This window comes from Paracoccus aeridis (assembly GCF_004923205.2).
In the GTDB taxonomy this organism is placed as follows: Bacteria; Pseudomonadota; Alphaproteobacteria; order Rhodobacterales; family Rhodobacteraceae; genus Paracoccus; species Paracoccus aeridis.
This window is the reverse complement of sequence record NZ_SELD02000018.1, coordinates 160,005-176,691: the sequence shown is the minus strand read 5'-3', so window position 1 is coordinate 176,691 and position 16,687 is coordinate 160,005. Positions and strand designations below refer to the sequence as shown.

The following is a 16,687-nucleotide window of genomic DNA, read 5'->3' as shown; positions in this document are numbered from 1 at the left end:
GGCGATCAGGCCTGGGTTTCCTCGAACACGCCGCAGGCGAGGCGGTCGCCGGCATCGCCCGAGGGCTGCGAGGTATAGTCGTCCTCGCCGGTGTGGACCACGAAGGCAGAGCCGTCGGCGTCCATCACCTCGTCCATCGTCAGGTCGGCCTTGAAGAACTCGACCTTCACGGTCCCGTCGGGGGCGACGGTCACGTTGGGCAGGTCGCCGGGGTGCATGCCCTCGGGCGAGTGCGCGCCGTGGGCACGGCCGCCGGCCAGGTGCCCGCCCGCCGATTCGAAGGTCGGGCCCTCACAGGTGCCGGTCTCGTGGATGTGAACGGCGCGGACGCCCTCGCTCAGGTTGCCCAGGTCCAGCATGACGTGCATCGCGCCGGACTCGGTCGTCATCAGCGACACGGTGCCGACGTCGGTGCCATCGGCGGTCGCCATCGACGCGGTCGCGGTGCGCATCTCGGCCGACCCGGTGGTGCCAGTCGCATCCGACGACGGCGTGGCGGCCGGTGCGGGCGTCACCGCCGGCGCGTCCGCGGCGGGCGCCGGGGTGGTGGCCGCAGGGGCCGGGGTGGCCGAGCTGTCGGTCGCCGCGGCGTCCGCAGCCGGGGCGTCCGCAGCCGGGGCGGTGCCGGGCGTCGTGGTGACGATGACGCCGGTCACGGGGGCGGTGGACGGCGCGGTGTCGTTCACGGCGTCGTCAGTGGCGTCGCCGACCGAGGTGCCAGCCTCGCCGGTGCCCGTCGTGCCGGATGCCGAGTCGTCGACCGTGTCCACCGGCGCGCCGGCGGTCCCGGTCGCGGTCGGGGTCGACCCGGTCGAGTCGCCGCTTTCGCCCGAACCGCTCTGGCCGGTCGCGGCCTCGTCGGTGGGCGCGATCGTGGCCGGCGCGGTGCCGGTCGAGGTCGGCGTCTCGCCGACCGAGGCGCCGCTTTCGCCCGCGCCGCTCATGCCGGTGGCGGCGGCGTCGGTGGGCGAGCCGTCGGACTGGGCAAGGGCGCCAAGCGGCAGCGCCACGGACATCAGCAGGGCCATAACTGTCGTGCGGGTCATCGTGCTCTCCTCGAGTTGGGTCGTCGGCGTACGTGTGATGCGGGGGAACGCCGGACAAGCGCATGATGTTCCGGCACGTCATACTTTGTTTGCCGGGCACGGGCGGCGGAACCCGGCCGCCTGCCGCAGCTTGAATCCGGCGCCGCGTTGCGGCAAGAACGACCCCATCCAACCGCCGGGATCAAGCCATGCGCGTCCGCATCTACCAGCCTGCCCGCAGCGCCATGCAGTCGGGAACCGCCCGCACGAAGTCCTGGGTGCTCGACTTCCCGCCCGCCGACCAGCGCGGGATCGACCCTCTGATGGGCTGGACCAGCAGCGACGACACGCAAAGCCAGGTGCGCCTGCACTTCGACAGCCGCGAGGAAGCCGAAAGCTACGCCCGCGACAAGGGCCTGGACTACATCGTGCAGGAGCCGAAGAAGCGCGCCGCCAACATCCGCCCCCGCGGCTACGGCGAGAACTTCGCAACCGACCGCCGGGTGCCGTGGACGCACTGAGGACGGGCTGCCTGTCCCGCTGCTGAACTGCGCTTGGCCGATTGGACAAATGCGCGCGATTGCGGCCGTGCAGGCCGATGGGGCGGTTCGTTGTTATCCCGTCACATTGGCTTTGCGACCTTCGGCCTGCACCAGCAGGCGAGCGTGGTCCGGCAGCGTATGACGGCCCATCGACCGTGACCGTCCGCCATCTGATCACGTGACAACCGACTGCTTTGCCAGCTCACCAGATCCCCGGGCGGCGAGCAACTGGCGTTTCATCTAACCTTACTTTGGGACCGCCGCCCCTTCGGCGGCGCGCCCGCACGAGCCGACGCGTGATCGATATGCCACGTCCGGAAAAATGCCCCCGCTGCCCCACTGCCAGTTGATGTGATGCAGCAAAGGCTGTGCCAGTTTCAAACGTCGGCGATCGGTTCCCATCCGCGCACGCACCAGCGGTATAAACCGTCCCACCTGTGGCAAACGTGCAACGCGCCGAAGTTAATTCAACCTTAGGTTGATCGAGAGCAGGGCCGCAATCTAGCGTCCTGATCATTGCTCAACCCACAAGGAATCATCCGACCATGGCCTTGAACACGCGCGCTGCCGCCTTGCCGGTCAGTCCCGACACCCTGGGTACCGCCGGCAACGACAAGCTCTGGGGCATCGCGAACACCGTCCATGCCCTGCGCGGCGGCAAGGGCGATGACATCTACTACCTGAAGTCGCCGACGAACTCGGTCGTGGAAAAATCGGGCGAGGGCAACGATACTATCGTGACCTGGGCGAGCTACGACCTTCGCAACGCGCCGAACGTCGAGAACCTGACCGTCACCGGCGACCGGCTGACGGCCACCGGCAGCAGCGCCGCGAACCGCATCTGCGGGCAGGCGGGCTCGCAGGTGATCGACGGGCGAGAGGGGAACGACACGCTTTCGGGCGGGGCGGGGGCGGACAGCTTCGTCCTGCGCTACGGGCACGGGTCCGACACGATCCTGGACTTCAGGCCGGGCGAGGGCGACGTGCTGCGCGTCGAAAGCTTCGGCTTCACCTCGGCGGCGCAGGTGCTGGCGCAAGCCGTGCAGGACGGGACCGACGTGGTGGTGTGGCTGCACGGATCGGAACGGGTGACGCTGAAGAACGTGAACCTGAGCGAGCTCAAGGCCGCCAACATCGCGCTGGGCGGCGCCGCGCCGATCGTCAACGGCACTTCGGGCAAGGACTGGATCTCTCCTGCCAGCGGCGCGGTCCAGCAACTCGCGGGCGGGGCGGGGGACGACACCTACTACGTCAACGGCCCCGCGGCGCGCATCGTCGAGAACGCGGGCGGCGGCATCGACACGGTCATGGCCTGGGCCAACTGGACGCTGGAGGAGAACGTCGAGAACCTGACCGTCTCGAACGACGCGGGCAGGCAGATGCTGTATGGCCGCGGCAACGCCGGCGCGAACCACCTGACGGGCGGCGGCTCGGGCGGGCAGACCCTGAACGGCGAAGGCGGCAACGACCGGCTGACCGGCGGCGCGGGCCGCGACATCTTCGTCGTGGACCGGGGCGACGGCAACGACATCATCACCGACTTCGCCACGGGGGCGAACGGCGACGTGCTGCGCCTGACCGGCTTCGGCTTCACCAGCTTCGCAGCCGTCACGGCGGCGGCGCGTCAGTCCGGCGCGGACGTGGTGATCGACCTCGGCGGCGGCCAGGCGCTGACGCTGCAGAACACCCGGCTATCGGCGCTGACCGACGCCAACGTGGCCGACTTCGCGCCCGGCACCGCCGGCATGACGCCGATCTTCCGCGAGGAGTTCGCCAGCCTCGACCTGCGTTCCGCCGCGAACCCGGACGGGATCTGGCGGCCCGAGTTCTACTGGGGTGACAGGACCCTGCCCGCGAACAACGAGCGGCAGTTCTACGTCGATCCGGCCTACGCGGGTCTCGGCCTCGATCCGTTCGGGGTGTCGGACGGCGTCCTGTCGATCGGCGTCAGCCGGACGCCCGCCTGGGCCCTGCCGCATGTCGGAAACCAGCCCTATCTGTCCGGGGTCATCACGTCGGAACAGAGCTTCTCGGTCCAGTACGGGTATTTCGAGATGCGGGCCGAGATGCCGGAGGGCAGCGGCTTCTGGCCGGCATGGTGGCTGCTGCCGATCGACGGGACATGGCCGCCCGAACTCGACATCTTCGAGATCCTGACGAGCGAGCCGACCGTCACGCACACCACGGCCCACAGCATCGCGGGCGGCAACCGCACGGCGGTCACGCAGGCGACGCTGGTGGGCGACCTGTCGGAGGGGATGCACGACTACGGCTTCGACTGGGGCCCCGAGGAGATGGTGTGGTACGTGGACGGGATCGAGGTGTTCCGCGCCGCCACCCCCGCAGACGCGCACAGGCCGATGTACATGCTGATGAACGTGGCCGTCGGCGGCTGGTCGGGCGGCATCGACCGCGACAGCTTCCGGGACGCGGAACACACCGACATGCGGATCGACCATGTCCGCGTGTACGAACGCCCCGTCGACCATCCCGTCGTGGCGCTGCCCCCGTCATGGGAGGCCGATCACTTCGTGTTCTCGCAGATCGACGGTAGCGGTGCGTCGATGAAGTGGGCGTGGGCCAACACGATGGCCGCGGGCGAGATCAAGGCGCAGCTCGGCACAGACGCCCGCTGGCTGACCGGCAATGCGCTGGACAACTTCCTCGGCGGCACGAACCGGCAGTACAACGAACTCGATGGTCAGGGCGGCAATGACGTGCTGTACGGCGGCGGCGGGGTCGACACCTTCGTCATCCGCAGGGGCATGGGCAACGACACGATCCTGGACCTGTCGGGGGACGACAAGGTGCGGCTCGACGGCTTCCACTTCTCGCACGTCGCGGATGTCCGCGCCTGGGCGCGGCAGGTGGGCGACGACGTGGTCATCAGGCTGAACCAGCACCAGGCGCTGCGGCTGGCTGACTACGACCTGGACGACCTCAGCGCGCAGAACTTCGTCTTCACCAACGTGACGGAGGACCTGTTCGCGGCCTGACGGAACGCGGCTTCGGGGCGGGGGTAAGGGAGCGCGGGGCAAAGCACGACGGCCCGTCGGGTGCGCCCCAGTCCGCCGGTCGAAGACGTCGCGCGATTCCAAAACCCCCTCGTCTAGGTGCGCGTCCTGACCAAACCCTCGCCGGCGGGCGCAGCCCGGCATCGGGCAGGTCGCGGAGGTGGGCGCGGGTCGGGTCGCCTTGATCCGCGCGCCGCGAAACCCGACCGCGCGCGCACGACGCGCGCGCGGTGCGGGTTCGGGTCAGCCGTTCTCGTCGGCCTGCGGCTGGTCTGACGGATGCCCCGACTTCTTGTGGTGCGCGCTTTCCTGGTTGAGGCCGGTCACCGCCGGATTGCCGTCCTCGCTGCCGATGTCGGTGGGGCGGGTGACGTCGGTTTCCGTGATCCGGTCGCGCACGTCACTTGACGCGTTCAGGTAGGGGCGCGGATCGAAGTCCTTGTCCGCGTTCGAGGTGTCGACGCGCTTTTCGATGATCTGCCGCTGCTGCTGGTGGGTCTTGTCGCCGCTCATCGGTGCCTCCTTGTCTGGATCGGCGGCCGGCCCGGGGCGGACCGGCCGGCTGTTCACGTCAGCCGGACGTGCGCGGGCCGTCCGTCCGGTCGGTCGGGCGCTCGTCGGCCAGCTTGTCCTCGTCGGGGACGTCCGCCGGGTTCTCGGCCCGGTCGGGCGACTGGTTGTCGCTGTGTTCCTGAAGCTGTTCGTTCTGCACGTGCCGGGAATCGAGCCCGCGGTCGGCCGAGTGGCGCGAGGTGTCGCGATTGGACAGGATCTCGGTCCGCGGCAGGGTGTCGAGGTCCGCCGGGCTCATCCCGCCCGTGCTGTCGCCCTTGCCCTGGTCCTGCTGACCCAGTCCGAACTTCTTGCCTGCGTTTGCCATCATCGTTCCCCTTGCCTTCGATCCCAAACCGCGGATCATCGCCACGTCAACGTCCGGCGCCGCGCGATGTTCCCCCGGGCGGGCGGGTTGACCGGCGGTGCAGCATCGCCGATCGCGACAAAGGAAGGCGACGGCAGGCATCCGGCATGACGAATAACGGCCCCGTCTCGATCGCCCCGGAATCGCCGCTGGCCGAGGATCTGCGGCTGCTGTTCGACCGCCACGTGCAGGCGATGCACGCCGATACGCCGCCGGGCTCGATCCACATGCTGCCGCGCGCGCAGCTGGTCGGCCCGGACATCGAGTTCCTCGTGATGCGCCAGGGCGGCCGCCCGGTCGGGATGGGGGCGCTGAAACGGCTGGGCGACGGGCACGCCGAAATCAAGTCGATGCACGTGCTGGCCGAACATCGGGGGCAGGGGCTTGCCGCGCGGCTGCTCGCGGCGCTGCTGGACCGGGCGCAGGCGCTGGGCATGGGCCGGGTGTCGCTCGAGACCGGGTCGCAGGACAGCTTGGCCCCGGCGCGGGCGCTGTATGCGCGGGCCGGGTTCCGCGAATGCGGCCCGTTCGCGGGCTATGGCCCCGACCCGCACAGCACCTTCATGACGCGCGCGGTCGGGCCTGCTGCGGGTTGCGCCGCGCCCGCGTTTGTCGCAAGCACGTCGCGTGCGGCCCCGTAGCTCAACTGGATAGAGCAGGGACCTTCTAAGTCCAAGGTTGGGGGTTCGAGCCCTCCCGGGGTCGCCAGTCTTCCGCCCGCCGCAAACGGAAAGGGCCGGCGCGATGCCGGCCCCTCGTCGTCTCTGGTCAGGCTGCGATCACTCGCGGTTGCCCATGAACTGCAGCAGGAACAGGAACAGGTTGAGGAAGTCGAGATACAGGGTCAGCGCGCCCATGATCGCCGACTTTCCCAGGAAGTCGCGGTCCGAGTTCGCGAGTTCCAGGTACGTGTTCTTGATCCGCTGCGTGTCGTAGGCGGTCAGGCCCGCGAAGATCAGGACGCCCAGCGTCGAGATCGCGAACTGCACGCCGCCCGAGCGCAGGAAGATGTTGATGATCGAGGCGACGATCAGCCCGATCAGGCCCATCATCAGGAACCGGCCCATGCCCGAAAGGTCGCGCTTGGTCGTGTAGCCGTAGATCGACAGGCCCGCGAAGCCCGCGGCCGTCGCCACGAAGGTCTGCACGATCGAGATGCCGGTATAGGCCAGGAAGATCCAGCTCAGCGACGCGCCCATGGCGGCGGCGAAAGCGTAGAACAGCAGGGTCGCGCCGGCGGTGGACAGCCGGTTGATCGCCGCGCCGAACGCGAAGACCATCACCAGCGGCAGGAACATGATCACCCACTTCAGCGGCGAATAGTAGATCGCCTGACCCAGCGCGGTGGCGGTCCCGTCAGGGCCGATGGCCAGGGTGCTCAGCCCCCAGGCGGTCCCCGCCGTGACGAGCATCCCGATGCCCATCAGCGAGTAGACCTTGTTCATGTAGGTGCGCAGGCCCTCGTCGAAGGCGGCGCTGCGAGGCGCAGTGCCGGCGCGGGGGATTGCGTTGTATTCGGCCATCGGAAACTCCCTTCAGCGTAGTGCTCTGCGGGCTTTGTCGCAGTTGTCCCGGGATATCGTGTCGCTGCGTGCCCGTTTCAACCTTCGTAGAGGCCGATGATGCCGATTTTTCCGGGGATCGGCACTTGAACGGGGATCGGCGCGACCTGCCGGGTCAGCTTGCGGTTGCGCACCGGGGCGAATCCGGCGCGCTCTCCCTCCTGCCGCGCGCTCCTCCTGCGCGCGCGGACAGCCGCGGTAGCGGGGCGCCGAGGGTGGCAAACTTCCGCGCCCGGCCCTGCCCCGACCTGTATATTTGGACAGCACGGTAACAGGGGGACTACAAATCAACTTCCGGGTGATGGATAAGAACTCCTGTTAAACGGTTCTCTGTCACACAGGTTTTCTCCTTCATGGCACATTCAGTCGACCTTCACGTCGGGCGCAAGCTCCGGCAACGCCGCTGGCTCATGGGCATGACCCAACAGCAGCTTGCGGACAGGGTTGGGATCAAGTTCCAGCAGATCCAGAAGTACGAGACGGGGGCGAACCGCGTCGCGGCGTCGCGCCTGTGGGAAATGGCCGAGGCGCTGGACGTCTCTCCGGCCTATTTCTTCGACGGCCTGCTGGAGAACGGCGACTCCGAGCCGGCGGGCGACGTGCTGAACGACAAGGAAGCGCTTCAACTCATGCGGTCGTACTATGCGATGCCGCAGGCGCAGCGCCGCCAGATCTTCGAACTGGCGCGGGTTCTGTCGCACGCCGCCTGACCGGTTCGGTCGGGCGCCTCGCCGGCGCCGTCTCCGAGCCCCTGCAATCATGCCCGGCGCGTCGTCATGGCGCGCCGGGCAGGTCGTGTCCGTGACGTCGCGTCTGGCCGGATCGCATCGCCGCAGGTATGATTGCGGGACATTTGCAGGGGCCTCGCATGACCGATTTCGACCGACCTGCGGACGCCGCGCCCCTTTTCCATGCGGCCGCCCCGGATCACGCCCTCGCCCATGCGGGGGGCCACGATCTCGTCAGGATCGCGCATGCCATGGCCGATGCGGCAGGCGCGGCGATCCTGCCGTTCTTCCGCACGGCCGACCTCGCCTCCGAGAACAAGCTTGCCGGCGGCTACGACCCCGTGACCAGCGCCGACCGCGCCAGCGAGACGGCGATGCGCGAGATCCTTGGCCGCGACCGTCCCGACGACGGCATCCTGGGCGAGGAATACGGCGCGACGCCCGGCACGAGCGGCCTGACCTGGGTCCTCGACCCGATCGACGGCACCCGCGCGTTCCTGTGCGGCGCGCCCAGCTGGGGCGTCCTGATCGCCGTCACCGACCGCGAGGGCTGCCCGCTTTACGGCATGATCGACCAGCCGTGGACGCGCGAGCGGTTCGAGGGGGGGATGGGCCGCGCCTTGGTGCGGTCGCCGCACGGGACGATGCCGCTGCGGGTCCGCTCGGGCCGGACGCTGGCCGAGGCGACGCTGATGACGACCTTCCCCGAGGTCGGCACCCCCGCCGACGGCGCGGCCTTCCGCCGCGTCGCCGGGCAGGTGCGGCTGACGCGCTACGGGCTCGACTGCTACGCCTACGCCCTTCTCGCCATGGGGCAGGTCGACCTCGTGATCGAGGCGGGGCTGCAGCGCTATGACATCGCGGCGCCGATGGCGGTGGTCGAGGCGGCGGGCGGCATCGTCACCGACTGGACCGGCGGGCCTGCGTGGAACGGCGGCCGCGTGATCGCCGCCGCGACGGCGGAGCTGCACGACCAGGCGATGCGGCTGCTGGCCGACGCCTGACCCCGCGGCAGGCCGCGCCCGGACGACGTTGCCGGGCCGCGCCGGTGCTTCTATGGTCCGGCCGACCGGACGCCCTGCGCCCGGCAATCAGCCACAGCCGAACCGAACGAGGTGCCGCATGACCGATCCGCGCCCCCGCGAACCCGAGTCCGAGGACGACTTCGCCCCCGCGCGGACCGTCGTGGCCGGCATCGACGAGGCCGTGGACACCGGCGACGCCGCCCGTCTCGACAACCTGCTGGAACCGCTGCACCCCGCCGACATCGCCGACGTGATCGAGCAGCTGACCCCGCGCCGCCGGGGCGAGTTCGTCCGTCTGTACTCGCGCGAGATCGACGGCGAGATCCTGTCCGAGATTGACGAATCGATCCGCGACGAGGTGATCGAGGCGCTGCCCGTCCACGTCCTCGCCGACGCGGTGCGCGAGATGGACAGCGACGACGTCGTGGATCTCGTCGAGGACATGGAGGGGCCGGAGCGCGAGACGATCCTCGCCGCGCTGGACGAGCCGGACCGGGTCGCGGTCGAGCAGTCGCTGACCTATCCCGAATACTCCGCCGGCCGCCTGATGCAGTCCGAGGTCGTGGTCGCGCCCGAGCACTGGACCGTGGGCGAGACGATCGACTTCCTGCGCGGCGAGGATTGGCTGCCGGACCAGTTCTACCACGTGATCCTGATCGATCCGCGCCGCCACCCGACCGGCTACGTCACGCTGGGCCGGCTTCTGTCCGCGCGCCGGGGCGTCAGGCTGCGCGACCTGACCGAGGACAGCTTCCGCACCGTCAACGTCCTGCAGGAGGAAGGCGAGGTCGCCTATGCCTTCAACCAGTATCACCTGATTTCCGCCCCGGTCGTGGACGCGGACGGCCGCCTCGTCGGGGTCATCACCATCGACGACGCCATGAACGTGCTGGACGAGGAGCACGAGGAGGACATCCTCCGCCTTGCCGGGGTGGGCGACGAATCCTCGCTGTCCGACAGCGTGATCGAGACGCTGCGCCAGCGACTGCCGTGGCTCGCGGTGAACGTCTGCACCGCGCTGATCTCGGCCACCGTGATCTCCGTGTTCGAGGCGTCGATCAGCCAGCTGGTCGCGCTGGCCGTGCTGATGCCGATCGTGGCGTCGATGGGCGGGAACGCGGGCACGCAGACGCTGACCGTCGCGGTGCGCGGCCTTGCCACCAAGGGCCTGACGCCCGGCAACGTGCGCCGCGTCATGCTGCGCGAGGTGCTGGTGGGGATGCTCAACGGTTTGGTGTTCGCGCTGGCGCTGGCGGCGATCGCCTATGTCTGGTTCGGCGGCGTGCAGCTGGCGCTGGTGATCGCGGTGGCGATGCTCATCAATCTGACCGTGGCGGCGCTGGCGGGGATCGCGATTCCCCTGGCGCTGGACAAGGCGGGCGCGGACCCGGCGCTCGCGTCGGGCACCTTCGTCACGACCGTGACCGACGTGATCGGGTTCTTCGCGTTCCTGGGGCTGGCGACCTGGGTCCTGCTGTGACGGACCCGCTTGGCGAGAAGGCCGCGCTTCGGGCGCAGGCGCTCGCGGCGCGGGCGCGGGGCGGCGACCAGGCGGCGCTGGATCGCTGGCTGTCGGCGGCGCTGTCGCGGCACGCGGGCCGGGTGCTGGCCGGCTACTGGCCGATGCGGGGCGAGCCCGATCCCCGGCCCGCGATGGCGGCCCATGACGGGCCGGTCTGCCTGCCGGTGGTCGTGGCCCCCGCGACCCCGCTTTGCTTCCGCCGATTCGACGGCGCGGTCGAGCCGGGCGCCTTCGGCACCTCGCACCCGCCCGAGACGCACGAGATCATGGTGCCGCAGGTGCTGATCGTGCCTCTGGTGGGGTTCGACCGCCACGGCAGCCGGCTCGGCTACGGGGGCGGCTTCTACGACCGGACCCTGTCCGACCTGCGCCGGGCGGGGCAGGTGACGGCGATCGGCCTAGCCTGGGGCGCGCAGGAACTGCCGCTGATCCCGGTCGAGCCGACCGACGAGCCGCTGGACGTGATCGTCACCGACCGCGGGGTCATCGCAATCTGACGGCTGCGCCCGGTCTGGCTGGGGACAATCCTGTGGAACATCGGTGAGATCTCACGGCGAAGCATCTGCGGTGCGCAGGAAATCCGCTTTCTTCCACAGCGCGTGCGAGCCTTCCTTAACCATTTGTTAACCAAACGAGTCGGGGCCCGTCCCGTTACCTGAACCGGAAAGTCAAAGGAATTACTCGCCTCCCGGTTACAAAAATGGTCTTGCAGCGGTCTGCTCGGCGGTTCATTTTGTGTGAACGGGGCCGGCGGACCACCAGATCTTGTAAGATCCAGTCACCGCGGACCCAACCAGAACAGCGAACGCGCCTTGGCACCATGCCGGGACGCAGGCGGCCTTGCGGCCCCTGCGGGCCGGGCCCTGCACGACGGCGCACGGACAAAGGGACAGGCGAGAGATGAAGATCGAACGGCGCTTCACCACCCCGGACACCAATGCCGACTCTGGCGCCTATGGCGGCATCGCATTCTCCACGACGGTCAGCGAGATCCGCAACCCGGACGGCACCGTGGTGTTCCGCAACGACGCCGTCGAGGTGCCCGCGGGCTGGAGCCAGGTCGCGTCCGACGTCATCGCGCAGAAGTACTTCCGCAAGGCCGGCGTCCCCGCTGCCCTGAAGCGCGTCAAGGAAAAGGGCGTGCCCGAGTTCCTGTGGCGGTCCGTGCCCGACGAGGCGGCGCTGGAAAAGCTGCCCGAGGGCGAGCGGATGGTGGGCGAGACCTCGGCCCGCCAGGTCTTCGACCGGCTGGCCGGGGCGTGGGCCTACTGGGGCTGGAAAGGCGGCTACTTCACCGCCGAATCCGACGCCCGCGCCTATTACGACGAGATGCGCCACATGCTTGCCCGCCAGATGGGGGCGCCGAACTCGCCGCAGTGGTTCAATACCGGGCTGCACTGGGCCTATGGCATCGACGGGCCGAGCCAGGGGCATTTCTACGTCGATTACCAGACCGGCAAGCTGGTCAAGTCCGACAGCGCCTATGAGCACCCGCAGCCCCACGCCTGCTTCATCCAGTCGGTCTCGGACGATCTGGTGAACGACGGCGGCATCATGGACCTGTGGGTCCGCGAGGCGCGGCTGTTCAAGTACGGCAGCGGCACCGGCACCAACTTCTCGTCGCTGCGCGGCGAGGGGGAAAAGCTGTCGGGCGGCGGCAAGTCGTCGGGGCTGATGGGCTTCCTCAAGATCGGGGACCGGGCGGCGGGCGCGATCAAGTCGGGCGGCACCACGCGGCGCGCGGCGAAGATGGTGATCTGCGACATGGATCACCCCGACATCGAGGCCTTCATCAACTGGAAGGTCATCGAGGAACAGAAGGTCGCCTCGCTGGTGGCGGGTTCCAAGCAGCACGAGGCGAAGCTGAACGACATCTTCGCCGCGATCCGCCAGTGGGACGGCTCGCCCGAAGGCGCGACGGACCCGGCGCAGAACGCCGCGCTGAAAGGCGCGATCCGGTCCGCCAAGAAGGCGATGATCCCGGAAACCTATATCAACCGCGTGCTGCAATACGCCCGGCAGGGCTTCGACTCGATCGAGTTCCCGACCTACGACACCGACTGGGACAGCGAGGCCTATGCCTCGGTCTCGGGCCAGAACTCGAACAACTCGGTTCGCGTCACCGATGCCTTCCTGCAGGCCGTGCGCGAGGATGCCGACTGGGAACTGGTCCGCCGCACCGACGGCAAGGTCGCGAAGACGGTGAAGGCGCGCGAGCTGTGGGACCAGATCGGTCACGCCGCCTGGGCCTGCGCGGACCCCGGCATCCAGTTCCACGACACGGTGAACGCCTGGCACACCTGCCCGGCGGACGGGCCGATCCGCGGGTCGAACCCGTGCAGCGAATACATGTTCCTCGACGACACGGCCTGCAACCTGGCGTCGATGAACCTGCTGACCTTCCTGAAGGGCGGCCGCTTCGACGCGGACGGCTATGTCCACGCCACCCGCCTCTGGACCGTCACGCTGGAGATCAGCGTGCTGATGGCGCAGTTCCCTTCGAAGGAGATCGCGCAGCGCAGCTACGATTTCCGCACCCTCGGACTCGGCTACGCCAACATCGGCGGGCTGCTGATGAACCTCGGCCTCGGCTACGACAGCGACGAGGGGCGGGCGCTCTGCGGTGCGCTGACGGCGCTGATGACCGGCGTTTCCTACGCGACCAGCGCCGAGATGGCGGGCGAGCTCGGGCCCTTCCCCGGCTACCGGCGCAACGCCGACGCGATGCTGCGGGTGATCCGCAACCACCGCGCCGCCGCCCACGGCACCGGCGCCTATGACGGCGTCAACGTGAACCCGGTCGCGCTGGACGTGGAAAACTGCCCCGACCTGCGGCTGGCGCAGATGGCGCGGGCCGCGTGGGACGAGGCGCTGACGCTGGGCGAGGAGCATGGCTTCCGCAACGCGCAGACCACGGTGATCGCGCCCACGGGCACGATCGGCCTTGTCATGGACTGCGACACCACCGGGATCGAGCCCGACTTCGCGCTGGTGAAGTTCAAGAAGCTGGCCGGCGGCGGCTACTTCAAGATCATCAACCAGTCGGTCCCGGCGGCGCTGGAAGCGCTCGGCTACGGCTCGGCCCAGATCGAGGAGATCGTGGCCTATGCCGTCGGCCACGCGAGCCTCGGGAACTGCCCCGGCATCAACCACGCCGCGCTCGTCGGCCACGGCTTCGGCCCGCGCGAGCTTCAAAAGGTGGATGCGGCGCTGGCCTCGGCCTTCGACATCCGCTTCGTCTTCAACCAGTGGACGCTGGGCGAGGATTTCTGCAAGGGCACGCTGGGCATCCCGGCCGAAAAGCTGGGCGACCCGTCCTTCGACCTGCTGCGCCACCTCGGGTTCAGCAGGGCCCAGATCGACGCCGCCAACGACCACGTCTGCGGCACGATGACGCTGGAAGGCGCGCCGTTCCTCAAGCCCGAACACTACGCCGTCTTCGACTGCGCCAATGCCTGCGGCAAGAAAGGGACGCGCTATCTGTCGGTGGACAGCCACATCCGCATGATGGCGGCGGCGCAGTCCTTCATCTCGGGCGCGATCTCGAAGACGATCAACATGCCGAACTCGGCCACGATCGAGGATGCGCTGGCGGCCTACGAGCTGTCGTGGTCGCTGGGCATCAAGGCCAACGCGCTCTACCGCGACGGCTCGAAGCTGTCGCAGCCGCTGGCATCCGCGCTGGTCGAGGATGACGACGAGGCTGCCGAGGTGCTGGAAACCGGGTCGGCCCAGGAGAAAGCGACCGTCATCGCCGAGAAGATCGTCGAGCGGATCATCGTGAAGGAGGCCGTGCGGTCCAGCCGCGAGAAGCTGCCGGCCCGCCGCAAGGGCTATACGCAGAAGGCGATCATCGGCGGCCACAAGGTCTATCTGCGCACCGGCGAATACGACGACGGCAAGCTGGGCGAGATCTTCATCGACATGCACAAGGAAGGCGCGGGCTTCCGGGCCATGATGAACAACTTCGCCATCGCGGTGTCGGTCGGCCTGCAATACGGCGTCCCGCTGGAGGAGTTCGTGGACGCCTTCACCTTCACGCGGTTCGAGCCGGCGGGGATGGTGCAGGGCAACGACTCGATCAAGAACGCGACCTCGATCCTCGACTACATCTTCCGGGAACTGGCCGTTTCTTATCTCGACCGCACGGACCTTGCGCATGTGAAGCCCTCGGGCGCGGCGTTCGACGATCTCGGCGACGGCGAGACGGAAGGGCGCAACGTCGCGGCGGTGAGCGACGAGAAGTCGAAGAGCCTCGAGATGCTGCGCCAGATCAGCTCGACCGGCTACCTCAGGAAGCGGCTTCCGCAGGAGCTGATGGTGCTGCAGGGCGGCGCATCGGTGATGGCGGTCGCGTCGGGGATGTCCGAGGCGCGGGCGAGTTTCCAGGCGGCGTCGGTCGAGACGGTGACGACGGTGTCGATGGACATGCGCGCCAAGGCGAAGATGCAGGGCTACGAAGGCGACCCCTGCGGCGAATGCGGCAACTACACGCTGGTGCGCAACGGCACCTGCATGAAGTGCAACACCTGCGGCGGCACGAGCGGGTGCAGCTGAGGAATTGGGTTGGGGCGCAGAACTGGACCTTCTGCGCCCCGGCCGTCCCACACGAAAGCACCGGGTGGGACTTCAGACGATCGGAATCGCCGTCATTGTGGCAGGACATCGGTCGCTGGGAAGCAATGGGCGCCTAAATCGGCCTCAGAATAATTCAATATTTCTGACGAGTACTGTGGAAGTTTCGCGATGGGCGGAGACGCTCACTTTGATTTGCCGATGCAAGGGGAAGTCGCCACGGCGGCGTTGTTCCGGCAAGACAAGCGGCGAATTGTCCCGGTTGCCACGTTCGTCGAGTAACGGCGTTTCCAGACCACAGCTAATCCGGATCGTTCCGAACGCGAAGATCTGGGCTGAGATCCCATATTCTGGGATATGGCGAGAAGAAACCGAGCAGCATAAAACTGCCGCGCATCGCAAGGTGCGCGGTCATTTCTTTGTATCACGGGGCCGGTGGTCCGGCTCGCGCGCGAGCCGCGAGCATGTCTGCGACCAAGACCTCCCGCCCAAGCCTATGGGCCCGCAGGTGACCCGCTGAACGGAAGGCGGCGGGAACGCTCGCCCCGCCGCCCTGCGAAACCCATCAGCTGCGATTGCTGTCGCTGCCGTTGCGCCGTATCTCGTCGCTCTGGCCCTGGTCGGGACGGTTCTGATCCGGGTTGCTGCCCGGCCCGCCACGCTCCCGCTGCTCATCGTCCTTCTTGTCTTTCTTCTGACCGGACGGCTGCTGATTCTCTGCCATTGGCTTTCTCCCTTACGGCGCGCGTTGGTTGACGCTGACACAGAAGGAGAACGCCCGGCCTCTGCTTCGGTTGCTAGCGGGACTGCGACTGCTCTTTTCCGATGCGCTTCCGGCCCACACTGGACTGCACGCCGAGGTTGCCGCGTTCTTCAAGCTTGCGAACGGTCCGGCAGACGCGCACCCTGAAGGATGGCCCGCAGAAAGACTGGCTGAAGACCTGAGCGGCGAAGGCTGTGGTCCCTGCGGCCGATCCCGAGAGCCGGAAGCCTCGGAGGGTGCCGTCCAGAACCGTCGGGAGCGCTACTATTCTGCGGGGACAGACTGTAGGCCGGCTTCCGCTCGGCGCAGGCCAAGCTGCCGTCTGCAGGCGAAAACAAGCCGCAATACTGGTGGAGCCAAGGGGAGTCGAACCCCTGACCTCTTGAATGCCATTCAAGCGCTCTACCAACTGAGCTATGGCCCCACCGGAGGTCCGGGAGGCATCGTCTGCCGCCCGCGTGGGGGGTCGTATATGGGCAGCGCCGGACCCGTGCAAGCGGAAAATCGGGGTTGCCGGCCGTTCGCCCGCGGCATGGAAAAAGGGGCCCTGCGGGGCCCCTTCGTCGCAGTCCTGGTCCGTGGCGCGGGCGCGGTCAGTCCTCGTCCGGCTCGGCCACGTCGGCGATGTCGTCCAGCGACACGTCGCCGTCATCGTCGCTGTCTTCCAGCAGGTCGTCGTCGAGCTCGGTCGAATCCTCGTCCAGGTCCTCGTCGTCCAGGACCGCGTCCTGGTCGGTGTCCAGCGCGGCGCTCTTCTCGGCGATCATGGCCCGGGTGCGGCCGTTCTGCAGCGCCTCGACGGTGTAGACCGCGCCGCAGGACGGGCAGGTCATCGGGTCGTTCTGCAAGTCGTAGAAACGGGTCGAGCATTGCGGGCACAGGCGCTTGGTGCCCCATTCTTCCTTGGGCATGGTCTTGTCTTTCTGTCGGGGTCAGGTAAATCCGGTGTCCCCTGCCATAGGCGCCGGGACGTGTAAAGACTTTCCGCGGCGCCGGGAACGACAGGGCCCGG

Annotated in this window: 14 protein-coding genes and 2 tRNA genes; 9 read left to right on the top strand and 7 right to left on the bottom strand. The window is 68.4% G+C overall.

Annotation, left to right across the window (positions count from 1 at the left end):
- Positions 1–5 precede the first annotated feature (5 nt).
- Positions 6–1,046, bottom strand: a complete 1,041-nt coding sequence (locus ELI80_RS07545) for a superoxide dismutase family protein (protein ID WP_136650494.1) — start codon at positions 1,044–1,046, stop codon at positions 6–8.
- Between the two features lie 188 nt (positions 1,047–1,234).
- Here ELI80_RS07545 and ELI80_RS07540 point away from each other — a divergent pair, with 188 nt between their 5' ends.
- Positions 1,235–1,546 carry an ETC complex I subunit gene (locus ELI80_RS07540; protein WP_136650493.1) on the top strand — a complete coding sequence of 104 codons (312 nt, stop codon included), beginning with the start codon at positions 1,235–1,237 and terminating at the stop codon, positions 1,544–1,546.
- A gap of 566 nt (positions 1,547–2,112) precedes the next feature.
- A complete protein-coding gene (locus ELI80_RS07535; RefSeq protein WP_136650492.1) occupies positions 2,113–4,563 on the top strand; it encodes a family 16 glycosylhydrolase in 2,451 nt (816 codons plus the stop codon).
- Positions 4,564–4,824: 261 nt separating this feature from the next.
- Here ELI80_RS07535 and ELI80_RS07530 read toward each other — a convergent pair whose 3' ends face one another.
- Both ELI80_RS07530 and ELI80_RS07525 read right to left on the bottom strand, forming a co-directional pair.
- Positions 4,825–5,094 (bottom strand): hypothetical protein, encoded by a 270-nt coding sequence (locus tag ELI80_RS07530; RefSeq protein WP_136650491.1) that lies wholly within the window; start codon positions 5,092–5,094, stop codon positions 4,825–4,827.
- A gap of 58 nt (positions 5,095–5,152) precedes the next feature.
- Positions 5,153–5,461: a hypothetical protein gene (locus ELI80_RS07525; protein ID WP_201740580.1), complete on the bottom strand. Its 309-nt coding sequence runs from the start codon at positions 5,459–5,461 to the stop codon at positions 5,153–5,155.
- Between the two features lie 146 nt (positions 5,462–5,607).
- Between ELI80_RS07525 and ELI80_RS07520 the strand changes: the two genes are divergently transcribed.
- Positions 5,608–6,141: a GNAT family N-acetyltransferase gene (locus ELI80_RS07520; RefSeq protein ID WP_136650490.1), complete on the top strand. Its 534-nt coding sequence runs from the start codon at positions 5,608–5,610 to the stop codon at positions 6,139–6,141.
- Positions 6,132–6,208, top strand: a tRNA-Arg gene (locus tag ELI80_RS07515). Before ELI80_RS07520 ends, ELI80_RS07515 begins: the two co-directional genes overlap by 10 nt.
- A 71-nt stretch (positions 6,209–6,279) precedes the next feature.
- Here ELI80_RS07515 and ELI80_RS07510 read toward each other — a convergent pair.
- Positions 6,280–7,023, bottom strand: coding sequence for a Bax inhibitor-1/YccA family protein (locus tag ELI80_RS07510; protein ID WP_136650489.1), 744 nt, complete (start codon positions 7,021–7,023; stop codon positions 6,280–6,282).
- 392 nt (positions 7,024–7,415) lie between these two features.
- Between ELI80_RS07510 and ELI80_RS07505 the strand changes: the two genes are divergently transcribed.
- The 5 genes from ELI80_RS07505 (at position 7,416) to ELI80_RS07485 (ending at position 14,894) form a co-directional block, all read left to right on the top strand.
- The gene (locus tag ELI80_RS07505; protein ID WP_136650488.1) at positions 7,416–7,772 is read left to right on the top strand and encodes a helix-turn-helix domain-containing protein; all 357 of its coding nucleotides are present in this window, start codon (positions 7,416–7,418) and stop codon (positions 7,770–7,772) included.
- Between the two features lie 158 nt (positions 7,773–7,930).
- Positions 7,931–8,794 (top strand): inositol monophosphatase family protein, encoded by an 864-nt coding sequence (locus ELI80_RS07500; protein WP_136650487.1) that lies wholly within the window; start codon positions 7,931–7,933, stop codon positions 8,792–8,794.
- Positions 8,795–8,912: 118 nt separating this feature from the next.
- Positions 8,913–10,295, top strand: a complete 1,383-nt coding sequence (gene mgtE / locus ELI80_RS07495) for a magnesium transporter (RefSeq protein ID WP_136650486.1) — start codon at positions 8,913–8,915, stop codon at positions 10,293–10,295.
- Positions 10,292–10,834 (top strand): 5-formyltetrahydrofolate cyclo-ligase, encoded by a 543-nt coding sequence (locus tag ELI80_RS07490; protein ID WP_136650485.1) that lies wholly within the window; start codon positions 10,292–10,294, stop codon positions 10,832–10,834. Before mgtE ends, ELI80_RS07490 begins: the two co-directional genes overlap by 4 nt.
- A 403-nt stretch (positions 10,835–11,237) precedes the next feature.
- Positions 11,238–14,894: a vitamin B12-dependent ribonucleotide reductase gene (locus ELI80_RS07485; RefSeq protein WP_136650484.1), complete on the top strand. Its 3,657-nt coding sequence runs from the start codon at positions 11,238–11,240 to the stop codon at positions 14,892–14,894.
- Between the two features lie 583 nt (positions 14,895–15,477).
- On the opposite strand, the gene ELI80_RS16025 is transcribed toward ELI80_RS07485, so the two are convergent.
- The 3 genes from ELI80_RS16025 to ELI80_RS07475 form a co-directional block, all read right to left on the bottom strand.
- A complete protein-coding gene (locus ELI80_RS16025; protein ID WP_161596437.1) occupies positions 15,478–15,636 on the bottom strand; it encodes a hypothetical protein in 159 nt (52 codons plus the stop codon).
- Between the two features lie 387 nt (positions 15,637–16,023).
- Positions 16,024–16,099: transfer RNA gene (locus tag ELI80_RS07480), tRNA-Ala, on the bottom strand.
- 169 nt (positions 16,100–16,268) lie between these two features.
- Positions 16,269–16,586 carry a TIGR02300 family protein gene (locus tag ELI80_RS07475; protein ID WP_136650483.1) on the bottom strand — a complete coding sequence of 106 codons (318 nt, stop codon included), beginning with the start codon at positions 16,584–16,586 and terminating at the stop codon, positions 16,269–16,271.
- Positions 16,587–16,687: the final 101 nt, after the last annotated feature.

Coding starts and splice junctions, on each gene's coding strand:
- ELI80_RS07475 (WP_136650483.1), bottom strand. CDS start 16,586: ATGCCCAAGGAAGAATGGGGCACCAAGCGCCTGTGCCCGCAATGCTCG.
- ELI80_RS07545 (WP_136650494.1), bottom strand. CDS start 1,046: ATGACCCGCACGACAGTTATGGCCCTGCTGATGTCCGTGGCGCTGCCG.
- ELI80_RS07535 (WP_136650492.1), top strand. CDS start 2,113: ATGGCCTTGAACACGCGCGCTGCCGCCTTGCCGGTCAGTCCCGACACC.
- ELI80_RS07510 (WP_136650489.1), bottom strand. CDS start 7,023: ATGGCCGAATACAACGCAATCCCCCGCGCCGGCACTGCGCCTCGCAGC.
- ELI80_RS07540 (WP_136650493.1), top strand. CDS start 1,235: ATGCGCGTCCGCATCTACCAGCCTGCCCGCAGCGCCATGCAGTCGGGA.
- mgtE (WP_136650486.1), top strand. CDS start 8,913: ATGACCGATCCGCGCCCCCGCGAACCCGAGTCCGAGGACGACTTCGCC.
- ELI80_RS07520 (WP_136650490.1), top strand. CDS start 5,608: ATGACGAATAACGGCCCCGTCTCGATCGCCCCGGAATCGCCGCTGGCC.
- ELI80_RS07500 (WP_136650487.1), top strand. CDS start 7,931: ATGACCGATTTCGACCGACCTGCGGACGCCGCGCCCCTTTTCCATGCG.
- ELI80_RS16025 (WP_161596437.1), bottom strand. CDS start 15,636: ATGGCAGAGAATCAGCAGCCGTCCGGTCAGAAGAAAGACAAGAAGGAC.
- ELI80_RS07530 (WP_136650491.1), bottom strand. CDS start 5,094: ATGAGCGGCGACAAGACCCACCAGCAGCAGCGGCAGATCATCGAAAAG.
- ELI80_RS07485 (WP_136650484.1), top strand. CDS start 11,238: ATGAAGATCGAACGGCGCTTCACCACCCCGGACACCAATGCCGACTCT.
- ELI80_RS07505 (WP_136650488.1), top strand. CDS start 7,416: ATGGCACATTCAGTCGACCTTCACGTCGGGCGCAAGCTCCGGCAACGC.
- ELI80_RS07525 (WP_201740580.1), bottom strand. CDS start 5,461: ATGGCAAACGCAGGCAAGAAGTTCGGACTGGGTCAGCAGGACCAGGGC.